The organism is Lunatibacter salilacus (assembly GCF_009797935.1).
GTDB lineage: Bacteria > Bacteroidota > Bacteroidia > Cytophagales > Cyclobacteriaceae > Lunatibacter > Lunatibacter salilacus.
The window spans coordinates 212,832-225,127 of record NZ_VOLC01000007.1 but is presented as its reverse complement, the minus strand read 5'-3'; the positions used below and the strand labels follow the sequence as shown (position 1 = coordinate 225,127).

Here is a 12,296-nt window from a genome sequence, read left to right as displayed (position 1 = left end):
CGGTATTTGAAGTTAGGATTATAATATAGGAAAAAGCCCCGGAATCAAATCTTGGTTTCGGGGCTTTATTTTTACATAACGATATTGACGATTTTTCCTGGAATGACGATCACCTTTTTTGGAGATTTTCCTTCTAGCCATTTTTGTACTGTTTCATTGGCCAGAGCCTGTTCTTCGATCGCTTCTTTCGATAGGTCCAAAGATAGACTCACCTTTGCCCGCATCTTGCCGTTGATCGACACTGGGTATTCGTGGGATTCTTCAGCAAGGTATTTCTCCTCAGCAATAGGATATGTGGAATGAATGATGGAAGTCTCATGTCCCAACTGTGCCCATAATTCCTCCGCTATATGTGGGGCATAAGGAGAAAGGATAATTAGAAATGGCTCCAAAATAGCCCGTTTATTGCATTTCAATGCGGCCAATTCATTGACGCAAATCATAAATGTAGAGACAGAAGTATTGAACGAATACTTGTCAATATCTTCTTCAACCTTTTTGATGGCTTTGTGCAGGGCTTTGAGTTCCTCCTTGCTCGGTGCCGTATCCGTCACCTTGAAATTGTCTTGGGCATCGTGAAAGAGCCGCCACATTTTCTTCAGAAACTTAAACACGCCGTCTATACCGTTAGTATTCCACGGCTTAAACTGCTCCAATGGACCCAAAAACATTTCATAAAGCCGCAGTGTGTCAGCTCCATATCGCTCGATTACATCGTCGGGGCTCACAACATTGTATTTGGATTTGGACATTTTCTCCACTTCAGCACCGCAGTGGTACTTGCCGTCTTCCAGGATAAATGCCGCATCCGCCAAGTCCGGTCGCCAATTTTTAAATGCCTCCAGGTTAAGCTGGTCATTGTACACGATATTGACATCCACATGCATGGGTATGGTGTCATGGTTGTCTTTCAATCCGGCGCTGACAAAGGTATTTGTTCCTTTTTGTCGGAAGACAAAGTTAGACCTGCCTTGGATCATCCCCTGGTTGATCATCTTTTTGAAGGGCTCCTCGATGCTTACAAAGCCTCTATCATAAAGAAATTTTGTCCAAAACCTGGAATATAGCAAGTGTCCGGTGGCATGTTCCGCACCTCCTATATATAAGTCAACGGCACCCCAATACTTTTCCGCCTCTTCTCCCACAAACTGGGATTCATTGGTTGGATCCATGTACCGGAAAAAATACCAGCTAGATCCTGCCCATCCCGGCATAGTGCTTTTTTCAATCGGGAATTCGCCATCTACGGCTTTGTAGGTCCAATCCTGCGCCCTTCCGAGAGGAGGGTCTCCGTCTTCGGTCGGAAGAAATTTATCCACTTCCGGCAACACCAATGGCAGGTCTTTTTCATCCATCAGGTAGGGAAGTTCGTCTTTGAAATAAACAGGAAGGGGTTCTCCCCAATACCGCTGACGGGTAAAGATGGCATCCCGCATGCGGTATTGGATTTTGCCTCTACCTATGTTGTTTTCCTCCAAGAAAGTAATGGCTCTGTTCATGGCATCCTGCATTTCCAGCCCGTTTAGCATGGCGGAGTTCATGATTGTCCCTCCTTTTCCGGGGAAGCTTCCGTTTTCCAAATCGCCCTCAATCACCTGTCTGATTTCCAACCCAAAATGCTTCGCGAAATTGTAATCCCGCTCATCATGGCCTGGTACGGCCATTACGGCACCAGTTCCGTATCCTGCCAACACATAGTCGGCGACCCATATTTGGATTTTTTCACCGTTAAATGGATTAATGGCGTAGCTTCCGGTAAAGGCTCCGGAAATTGTTTTCACATCACTCATTCTATCCCGTTCAGACCGATTCTTGGCCGTAGAGACATATTCACTAACTATTTCTCTCTGATCGGGGGTAATTAGCTGATCCACCCATTCATGTTCCGGGGCCAATGCGAGGTAGGTCACCCCATATATGGTGTCAATTCTTGTGGTAAATACTTTAATTTGGAGATCGTGCCCCTTTACCTTGAAGACCATCTCGGCACCTAACGATCGGCCGATCCAGTTTCGCTGCATTTCTTTTACGGGTTCGGGCCAATACACCTTTTCGAGGTCATTGAGCAGGCGTTCGGCATAGGCCGTGATGCGCATGCTCCACTGTTTCATTTTTTTACGTTCTACCGGATGCCCTCCTCTTTCGGAATAGCCGTCCTTTACCTCATCATTCGAAAGCACAGTACCCAGTGCGGAACACCAGTTAACGGTGGTTTCTGCCAAAAAAGTCAATCTATATTTGAGTAGGATTTCCTGCTGGGATTTTTCTGAAAAGGCTTTCCACTCAGAAGCACTGAAAGCAAGTGTCTCCTCATCACAAACAGCATTCACCTCTGCATTGCCGGATTTTTCAAACTTCTCTACCAAGGATTGGATAGATTTAGCCTTATCTTCATCGCTGTCATAATAGCTGTCGAAGAGCTGCATAAATATCCACTGAGTCCATCTGTAGTACTCAGGGTTGGAAGTACGTACCTCTTTACTCCAGTCAAAGGCAAACCCAATCCGCTTAAGCTGCTCTGTATACCTTTTAATATTTTCTTCAGTAGTGATGGCGGGATGCTGTCCCGTCTGGATTGCGTATTGCTCGGCGGGCAATCCAAAAGAATCATAGCCCATAGGATGCAATACGTTAAATCCTTTTAACCGCTTATATCGGGTCACGATATCAGAAGCGATGTATCCCAATGGATGCCCTACATGAAGGCCGGCACCTGAAGGATACGGAAACATGTCTAGGGAATAGAATTTGGGTTTTGATGGGTCAATGCTTGCTTGAAACTGCTGGGAAGATTCCCAAAATGATTGCCATTTTTGTTCTACTTCTCGAAAGTTGTATGCGGACATTTTAGTTTTTTGTAAGTAAAGGATATAATCGCTTCAAAATTAAAAAAAATATTCGGTATAAATTTCGAAAAGCGTAAGGGATATGCGATTACATGCCAATTAACTTATCTATACCCAATTACCAAAACCGCCAGCCTCGCCCTCTATGACGGAAGATCCAGTTATCCCAAATATCCTGGGCAAAGTAAATTTCCGCCCCAAAATTAAGACTGAAATAACCATCGTATTTGGCATTGGGCTCATTTTCTCTAGGATCGCCGCTGCCCCTCCGGGGAGCTCCTCTAGAAGATCTTATAAGCTCAACATTCGGTTCCCCATTTTCCAACAGATACCTTGTTTGTCTGACAGATAAGCGAAGTCGGTCTGGGTTTTCGCCGGAAACATAGTCGGCAATGAGCTCTTCATAAAAACCTGACATATTAAAGGCACTTACATCATCGAGATGATCGGTGAGTGTAAATCGGTAATTTCCTTCGATGAAAAAATCCATGTATACATTCACCTTGTATTTTATGCCTAGACCCATTGGGAAAACCATGACGACACCCGGATAGGCTTCATTTTCGGTCCGAAGGGGACGGAGATCTACCCATCGGTCACGGTACCGAGCCTGCGGATTGTTGGTACTAACACCTACACCCGCAAAAATATAAGGATTGAAAAATTCCCTGGTGATATTGTAAACTTTTACAGGCTTCAAGTAATATTCAGCCAAAAGTGCGGTCTCCCAATTTCGGGCCCTGAAATTTAAACCTCTTGGAATTCTTCCACTTCTAGGGTCTGCGGGATGATCTTGACCCGATATTTGATAATATGTAAAATCCGCCCTTGCTTTCAGATTGGTTCCAAATGTATAGCGGCCGCTAAATGCGACGTTGAAGTCAGGTTGTACCCCTTCGTTGTATTTCCACAATGAATATAAATCACCAAAATATTGGGTAGGGCCTAAATGTAAGGCAACTGACCAAGGTTCTTCAAACCTAAACCGATAAAAGGCCTGGGCATTGGCACTTATTGATACTAAAGTGAAAAAAATACTAATTATAAAGCCTCTCATTCCAACCTGCTTTATCAAAACTACTGATGTACAACTTCCAAATATAATGCAATCTGGTGAATTAATTCCCTATCAATCATGCTTTATTTTCCAAGCCGGATCGAATATGAAGGTCTCGCTGAGGAAACGGAATTTCTATACCTTCCGCTGTGAAGCGTTTGAATATCTCGTAATATAACTGGCTTTTTAACACTCTAGGCTTGCTGGTATATTCTGTGGTCCAAATCCTCAAATTAAAATTCAAACTACTGTCCCCATAACTGTCGAAAAGCACATCAGGACCTGGGCTTTTAAGTACCCCAGGGTTTTCTTTCGCAACCTCAATAAGGATTTCCTTTATCCGTTCTGGAGTTTCTTTATAAGAAACTCCCACTGGGATATTAAACCGAACATTTCGATCATGGTGGGACCAGTTTATAACCGGACTGTCAATAAACTGGCTATTGGGTACGATAATGGATATGTTGTCATTGGTGACTACCATGGTAGACCTTGCGGAGATTTTGATCACATCCCCATTGACTCCATTTACTTCTATCCTATCCCCGATTTTGATGGGTCGTTCAAAAAGGATAATAAGTCCACTTATAAAGTTGTTGGTGATATTCTGTAATCCAAAACCAATACCTACACCAATTGCTCCGGCCAAAATACCGAGTGCGCTTAGGTCTACATTTGTATTTTGTAAAATTGTAATGAAGCCAAGGCAAATTAGTATATACTTGACAATTGTCGCTATGGACTGCCTTGTGCCAAGGTCCAGATCGTATCTGGAAAGTATTTTATTGGCTAACACTTTCCGGATTAACTCAGAGAGAATAAAGATTGCAGAAATCGAAATGATCAGCCACAATAACAATCCCAGGGTAATTTTTGAATCTCCCAATGAAAGAATATTCCACTGCAGCCAGTCTTTGAGCTGATCCCAAAAAGACCCCAGATCGCCATCTTTAATATCTTGATATATTTCGTCCATAGAATTCGGCAATTTAACTTAATCTAATCCAACTGTTCCGCCAGAAAAGTAAGCATATTTGTTGATATTTTTAAATTCTGGTTTAACGGTAGCGTTTTAAACGCATTAAAGAGGATCTGTTCACACGTAATACAGATTCCACTGTCAATTTTTTGTACCTTTGCGGTAAATCCAACTAACTATTTTTAACCTCGGCATTTATGAGTTTAACCATTGAAAATATTTTACTGATAGGATCTATACTATTGATCCTAAGTATTTTTGCAGGAAAGACTTCCTATAAATTTGGGGTTCCTACCTTGGTGTTGTTCTTGGCAGTGGGCATGCTGGCTGGATCGGACGGGTTTGGGGGTATTCAATTCAACGATCCGCAGTTGGCACAATTCATTGGAATAATTTCGCTAAATTTTATTCTATTCTCTGGAGGGCTCGATACGAATTGGAAGACGGTTCAGCCTGTCTTTTGGCAAGGATTTTCACTGTCTACATTGGGAGTATTTCTCACAGCTATATCTTTGGGTGTTTTTGTTTGGTGGGTGACTGATTTCACCATTTATGAGAGCTTGCTGTTGGGGTCAATTGTATCTTCCACAGATGCAGCGGCGGTATTTTCCATTTTAAGGTCAAAAAATTTAGCGCTTAAAACAAACCTGAGACCAACCCTTGAACTGGAAAGTGGTAGTAATGACCCGATGGCTTACGTATTGACCATCGCTTTTTTGGGATTGGTGGTGAATCAGGACATGGGGCTTGTTTCGGTCATACCCTTATTTTTAAGGCAGATGATTTTGGGTGGAATTGTTGGGTATCTTTTTGGAAGATTGAGCAAAATAATCATCAACCGGATCAAATTGGATTTTGAAGGGCTCTACCCGGTATTGGTTATAGGACTTATGTTTTTGACCTTTTCTGCAACTGATTTTATTGGGGGAAATGGTTTTTTGGCTATTTATATCTGTGCCGTTTATCTAGGCAATCAGGATTTGATACATAAAAAGGCGATCCTGAAAATGTTTGACGGCTTGGCCTGGTTGATGCAGATTGTTCTCTTTTTGACCTTGGGCTTACTGGTTTTTCCTTCACATGTATTCCCGGTGATGGGATTGGGTTTGATGATTTCACTGTTTTTGATTTTTGTGGCACGACCGATTGGTGTTTTTATCAGCCTCATTTTTTTTAAGATGAAAATTCGAAGGAGGTTTTATGTTTCTTGGGTTGGTCTTCGGGGGGCAGTGCCAATCGTATTCGCAACCTATCCGCTGCTTGCCGGAATAGAGAAAGCGGATATGATTTTCAACATCGTCTTTTTCATTTCTCTTACCTCCATCTTGATTCAGGGTACCACACTTTCTATGGTAGCTAAGTGGCTTCATGTGTCCCTGCCTGAAAAAGCGAAGCCCATCAAACCAACAGATGCGTTTCTGGCGGAATATCCCAGAACCATTATGAAAGAAATAAAGATAAATCCGGAAAATCCCATTATTGGTACGAGGATCGTGGATCTAAATTTTCCCAAAACTGCAATCATCGCCATGATTCAGCAGGGAGACAAATTTATCACCCCAAGTGGATCTACTGTGATTGAAGAAAACGAAATCCTTATCGTTCTTTCCGATAATCAACAAGGGTTGGCAAAAGTCTATGAATGTCTGCACGTTGATCCGGTCGACGAAAAGGTTTAATGCGCAAAGATTTCTTCTCAGCGGTCAATTCGAATTTTTGGTTGTACCTGTTGACTGGGAGTAAATATTCAATGTGAAATTGCCGAGGTCACCACATTTTGTGGGTAGGGTGCAGACATTCCTTTTTTGCTTGTACACCGTTAAGGTACGCAATTGCGGACTCGATACGACTATTGCCTTTTTGGTTTGATAATATTAAATATAAGGTCGGGGCTTCGTTTACATATTTTCTTACGGGGATTATACCCATTTAATTTAGTACTTTTGTGGCATGAGTAACAAAAAAGAAGAGTTAGAACATCGACTTAAGCTTAGAAATATCAAACCTTCTGACTATGAAGGCATTCGGGAAATCATGGTCAGTATTTATAAAAATCAGGGCATGGCTTGGACTAAGGAAGAATTCCTTAATCAAGTTAAAGCTTTTCCAGAAGGCCAAATCTGTATTGAGGACAACGGAAAGGTGATAGCAGTAGCGATGAGCCTTATCGTTGACTATTCCAAATTTGGAGACACCCATACGTATGATCAGATCACCGGATATGGGAAATTTGACACCCACGACGAGGATGGGGATACACTATATGGAACTGACGTATTTGTTGACAAGGAATATCGGGGCCTAAGGCTCGGCAGAAGGTTGTATGATGCGCGGAAGGAACTTTGCGAAAATCTAAACCTACGATCCATCATTGCGGGAGGGAGAATCCCGGGCTTCAACAAATATGCCGAACAGATGACTCCCCGGAAATACATTGAATTGGTGAAAAACAAAGAGATTTTTGATCCCGTATTGTCCTTTCAGCTGGCCAATGAATTTCACGTAAGAAAAGTCATTACCAAATACCTTCCTGAGGATCTAGATTCCCGGGCTTATGCGACATTGCTCGAATGGATAAATATCTATTACGAAAAGGAAGAAAAGCTGATTGGTAACAAAAAGACCAGTGTGCGTCTTGGGTTGGTTCAGTGGAAGATGAGGCGTTTTGCCAATGTGGATGATTTGATGCAGCAGGTGGAGTTTTTTGTGGATACCATATCCAACTACAAATCAGACTTTTGCCTTTTCCCGGAATTTTTTAATGCGCCGTTGTTGTCTGAATTCAACAACATGGAAGCGTCCGAAGCAATAAGAAACCTGGCTGATTTCACCGAGGAGATCATAGGTAGGATGAGGGAATTGGCACTTTCCTACAACGTGAACATCATCGCGGGAAGCATGCCTGAATACGATGGGAAAAAATTGCGGAATGTCAGCTACCTCTGCAGAAGGGACGGTACCATGGACAAGCAATATAAGCTGCATATTACACCGGATGAACAGGCCTACTGGGGACTTCAAGGTGGCAATGGATTAAAAGTGTTCGATACGGATGCCGGGAGAATTGGAATACTTATTTGCTATGATGTTGAATTTCCGGAGTTGGGAAGAATCCTTGCTGAAATGGAAATGGATATCCTCTTTGTCCCTTTTTGGACCGATACGAAAAATGCCTACCTTAGGGTAAGTACCTGCGCAAAAGCTAGGGCCATAGAAAACGAGTGCTACGTGGCCATTACTGGTTCTGTAGGTAACCTTCCGAAAGTGGAAAACATGGATATTCAGCATTCTCAAGCTGCTATTTATTCCCCTTCAGATTTTTCCTTTCCACACGATGCTACGGTGGCAGAAGCTTCCTTAAATACCGAAACGACCATTGTCGCGGATGTGGACTTGGATCTGCTTACCAAATTAAGGAAAGCGGGAAGTGTAAGGAACCTTGAGCAGCGCCGGCTGGATCTGTATTCAATCCAATGGAAGAAAAAACGTTAATATGTACACCCCGCAAACTCTTTTACCTGAGCTGGTAAAGAAAATCCAAAATATTCGCGTGCTGATTACTGATGTAGACGGGGTACTGACAAACGGCGGAATCATTCTGGACGATAAGGGGATGGAATACAAACAGTTCCAGGTAAAAGACGGACAGATTATTGCGTTTTTGCAAGCTGCTGGTATTCAAACAGGGGTGATTTCTGGAAGAGATGTAGCTGTGGTCAAAAACCGGTGTCAACAAATGGGGCTTGATTTTCATTATCACGGCGTCCGTGACAAATATGCCAAAGTTCGGGAAATCCTTTCAGATTTGGGGTTTACTCCAGATCAGTGTGCCTATTTGGGCGATGACCTGATCGATTTGGAGATTCTTTCAAAAGTAGGTTTTTCAGCAGCACCTATGGATGCATTGCCCTATGTTAAAGATCAAGTAGATTTTATCTGCTCTTTAAGGGGCGGAGAAGGTGCTTTTAGAGAAGTTGCTGATACAATATTGGCGACTAAGGGGGCACTTCAGGGGATAGTTGCAAAATTGATAAATCGCCAGTATGAAGGTTGATCTAGCAACCGCGAGGATATAGAATTCCGTTAACACTAATAGAAATGAAAAAAAATAGGAATCAGATGAATATCCGCGAAGGGATCTCTTTGGGAGGAGATATCCCAGTTCTTTTTGCAGGACCCTGCGCAGTGGAAAGTTTGGATATCTGCTTGGAGGTAGGGGAAAAGGCAAAATCGCTGGCAGAGGCTTATGGATTTCATTATGTGTTTAAGGCATCATTTGATAAAGCAAACAGGACATCTTCCGGTTCTTTTCGGAGTGTGGGGAGGGAAAAAGCACTTCAGGTGTTACAAGAAGTTGGCAATCGCTTGAAGGTCCCCTTGTTGACTGACATTCATGAGAGTTACCAAGCGGCTGAAGTAGCTGCCGTGGTGGATGTGTTACAAATCCCCGCCTTTTTATGCCGGCAGACAGATCTGCTTATCGCCGCCGCGGAGACAGGAAAGGCAGTTAAAATCAAGAGGGGACAATTTATGGCACCCGAAGACATGCGGTATGCAGTGGACAAAGTTCGCGAAACAGGCAACCAGCAAGTTTGTCTGACTGAGCGGGGCTTTTCCTTAGGTTACCATAACCTGGTTGTAGATATGCGTGCACTTCCCATCATGAGACAATTTGCTCCTGTCGTTTTTGATGTGACGCACAGCGTGCAGCAACCCGGAGGTATGGGGGGAAGCAGTGGCGGCCAGCGAGAATTTGCTCCTTTCCTTGCCCGTGCGGCCGCGGCTGCGGGTGTGGATGGATTTTTTATCGAGACCCACCCAGACCCTTCTAAGGCCTTAAGTGACGGCCCCAACTTGATTCCACTCAATCGGTTGGAATCTTTTTTAAAAATGATTAAATCATGCTGGGAGATTGGCCATGCTTATGAAGACTACACATTAGAAAATTAGAAAAAACTTCTGCATTGATCCACATTTTTGTTACATTGTCCGAAATGGAAAGAGTTAGCGGATGGATATGTAGTGTTTTATTAGTGTTAATCTGCTCCAATGCACCTGCGCAGCAAACAATAGACCAACACCACATCGCATTCGAAATCAGAAATCTTTTTGAAGTACATGGTGGTGTTGGAAATTGGGATGTCGGTGCCCATCGCGCCTTTCATTTTAGGGAAGGATTGGATTTTTATGCCGAGAGGGGATTCAGGGAAGCCTGGATAGATGGGGATAAACTTTCCTGTACCGCATATGAAATGCGCTATGAGATCCAACAGTGTAAATTCGATGGCTTAGACCCAGAAGACTATCATTTGGACGCGATTAACATCCATTTTGAAGCTATGGAGAATGCGAGCCGTGGCCTTCGAGAACCACTAACCGCTATAGAATTGGCCATAATGGATGTATTGCTGACGGATGCTTTTTTAGAATTGGCCACTCATATCTATCAGGGGAAAGTTGACCCCAGTCATAGTGTATATGGATGGGAAATACAACGGAAGGAACCCAGAAAAGAAGTTCTTACCAAACTTAAAATAGCTATCGAATCAGGCCGTGTTAGAAATGGAGTTGCAGCTCTTTATCCTAGTTTTCCAATGTATAGCCGGATGAGGCGAAGTTTGATGGATCTATTTCAAAATGAGAAACAAATGCCAAGAAACTGGCAAAAACTGGCAGTGGCGAAATCCATCAAACCACTTGAATCCAATGCCGCCATACCAAAAATTAGGGAAAGGTTGGATTTTTGGGAGAGTAGTTTTATGGATTCAACGGTATCCCCAGAGACGTATGATTCAGCTCTTTTGAGACGGGTACAGGTTTTTCAGGAAAAACACGGTTTAAATCCTGATGGAGTGATTGGGAATGCCACCATTCGTGCGTTAAATAAATCTCCTAGAGATTTTATACTTCAAGCTACAGTAAATATGGAGCGGTTGAGATGGTTGCCCGACACGGTATTATCGGAGGTGATCTTGGTCAATATTGCCAATTACTCCATGGACTACCTTAGAGGAAAAGACACCCTGCTTCACAGCAATGCCATAGTGGGCCAGGCTTATCGAAAAACTCCAATATTCAATGCCCCTATGACTTATCTGGTTTTTAGTCCTACATGGACTGTCCCGCCAACTATCCTCCGCAATGATGTCATCCCTGCTATAAAGCGAAATGTAGGATACCTGGCGAGCAAAAATATGCGGCTATTGACGTATAGCGGGCAGCAGGTGGATCCAAAATCGGTGGATTGGAGTAGAATTACGGCAAACAATTTCCCCTACATGGTAAGACAGGACCCCGGACCATCAAATTCGCTTGGGTGGGTAAAGTTTATGTTTCCAAATTCATATAATGTTTACATACACGATACGCCATCCAGGGAGTTATTCGCACGGGACGACCGGGCTCTTAGTTCAGGGTGTATTCGTATTCAGAAACCACTTGAATTAGCCAAGCTACTATTGGCGGATCAACCGTTGTGGTCAGATGACCGCATTTTAGCGGCTATGTATAGCCGCAAAGAACAGACTGTCATGCTTAAAAGAAAAATTCCTGTTGTAATACTGTATTTGACTTTTTGGACAGATTCAAGAGGTATTCCGATGTTCAGGCATGATATCTACGAACGGGATGAGGAACTGTACAAAGCACTTTCTACGTCCATACCTCTTATCCGAGGGGTTTAAGTAAGGGAGATTTAGCTAAATACTCAGGAACTTCCGCATAGATAAAGAGAGGGCTTTTTTCTTTGATCACGTTAATGATTTCTTCATGAGTATCCATGGGCAATGCCGGACAGCCTAAACTTCTTCCCAGCCGTCCTGTCGTAGAAATGAATTTTTCGTCCACATAATCCGCACCATGTATGACAATAGCTCGGGATCTGGCCTGATCGTTAAAGCCTTTTTCCAATCCATCCAGTCGCAGGCTATACCCGTGGTTTCCCTGATAGGTTTCGCCGGTCAGGTAAAAGCCCACGCTACTCATATAACTGGAATGTTGATTCGAAAAGTTTTTGGCCAAATTTTCACCCGAATTCCTCCCATGGGCCACAAGAGATTGAAAGTGTATTTTCATTTTCTCCATATCAATCACCCAAAGGCGGTCATCCGTAGATGGCATGGAAAAATCAATAATAGTGAGTGGTCGTCCAGTGGCAATGGCTCCTTGTTCTATTAGATTGAAATAACCGGTTAATGCTTTTTCAAGCATGCTTTTTTGAGGAGATGGCTTTGATTCATCAAACTCATCGAATATTAATTCGGTAAGGTAATTGATGTCTTCCGCATATTTGGGTAAGATGGAGGCGTTGGAAAACCTTTCTTCGGAACTACTGTGAATTTTTGGGGATAATAGGGGTCCAAAAAGGGATAAAATTATAATACACCAAATTCTTTTCATTGTGTTACTTATATCA

At 43.0% G+C, this 12,296-nt stretch carries 9 protein-coding genes; 5 read left to right on the top strand and 4 right to left on the bottom strand.

Going from position 1 to position 12,296, the window contains the following annotated elements; all coding sequences use genetic code 11:
- Positions 1-71 precede the first annotated feature (71 nt).
- The 3 genes from leuS to FQ608_RS11805 all read right to left on the bottom strand — a co-directional run bounded on the left by leuS (position 72) and on the right by FQ608_RS11805 (position 4,879).
- On the bottom strand, positions 72-2,846 hold the full coding sequence (gene leuS, locus FQ608_RS11815) for a leucine--tRNA ligase (protein ID WP_158858433.1): 2,775 nt from the start codon (positions 2,844-2,846) through the stop codon (positions 72-74).
- Between the two features lie 118 nt (positions 2,847-2,964).
- Positions 2,965-3,903, bottom strand: a complete 939-nt coding sequence (locus FQ608_RS11810) for a DUF6089 family protein (RefSeq protein WP_158858432.1) — start codon at positions 3,901-3,903, stop codon at positions 2,965-2,967.
- A 76-nt stretch (positions 3,904-3,979) separates the two neighbouring features.
- Positions 3,980-4,879, bottom strand: coding sequence for a mechanosensitive ion channel family protein (locus tag FQ608_RS11805; protein ID WP_158858431.1), 900 nt, complete (start codon positions 4,877-4,879; stop codon positions 3,980-3,982).
- A 200-nt stretch (positions 4,880-5,079) separates the two neighbouring features.
- Between FQ608_RS11805 and FQ608_RS11800 the strand changes: the two genes are divergently transcribed.
- From FQ608_RS11800 to FQ608_RS11780, 5 genes are all read left to right on the top strand, one after another.
- Entirely contained in the window at positions 5,080-6,561 is a 1,482-nt protein-coding gene (locus tag FQ608_RS11800) for a potassium/proton antiporter (RefSeq protein WP_158858430.1), read from the top strand.
- Positions 6,562-6,832: 271 nt separating this feature from the next.
- Positions 6,833-8,374 carry a GNAT family N-acetyltransferase gene (locus FQ608_RS11795; RefSeq protein WP_158858429.1) on the top strand — a complete coding sequence of 514 codons (1,542 nt, stop codon included), beginning with the start codon at positions 6,833-6,835 and terminating at the stop codon, positions 8,372-8,374.
- A 1-nt stretch (position 8,375) separates the two neighbouring features.
- Positions 8,376-8,936: a KdsC family phosphatase gene (locus FQ608_RS11790; protein ID WP_158858428.1), complete on the top strand. Its 561-nt coding sequence runs from the start codon at positions 8,376-8,378 to the stop codon at positions 8,934-8,936.
- 44 nt (positions 8,937-8,980) lie between these two features.
- Positions 8,981-9,832: a 3-deoxy-8-phosphooctulonate synthase gene (kdsA, locus tag FQ608_RS11785; RefSeq protein WP_158858427.1), complete on the top strand. Its 852-nt coding sequence runs from the start codon at positions 8,981-8,983 to the stop codon at positions 9,830-9,832.
- Positions 9,833-9,876: 44 nt separating this feature from the next.
- Complete coding sequence (locus FQ608_RS11780) at positions 9,877-11,565, top strand: L,D-transpeptidase family protein (protein WP_158858426.1); 1,689 nt, start codon at positions 9,877-9,879, stop codon at positions 11,563-11,565.
- On the opposite strand, the gene FQ608_RS11775 is transcribed toward FQ608_RS11780, so the two are convergent.
- Positions 11,549-12,280: a murein L,D-transpeptidase catalytic domain family protein gene (locus FQ608_RS11775; protein ID WP_158858425.1), complete on the bottom strand. Its 732-nt coding sequence runs from the start codon at positions 12,278-12,280 to the stop codon at positions 11,549-11,551. The two genes, FQ608_RS11780 and FQ608_RS11775, sit on opposite strands and share 17 nt — an antisense overlap.
- Positions 12,281-12,296 lie beyond the last annotated feature (16 nt).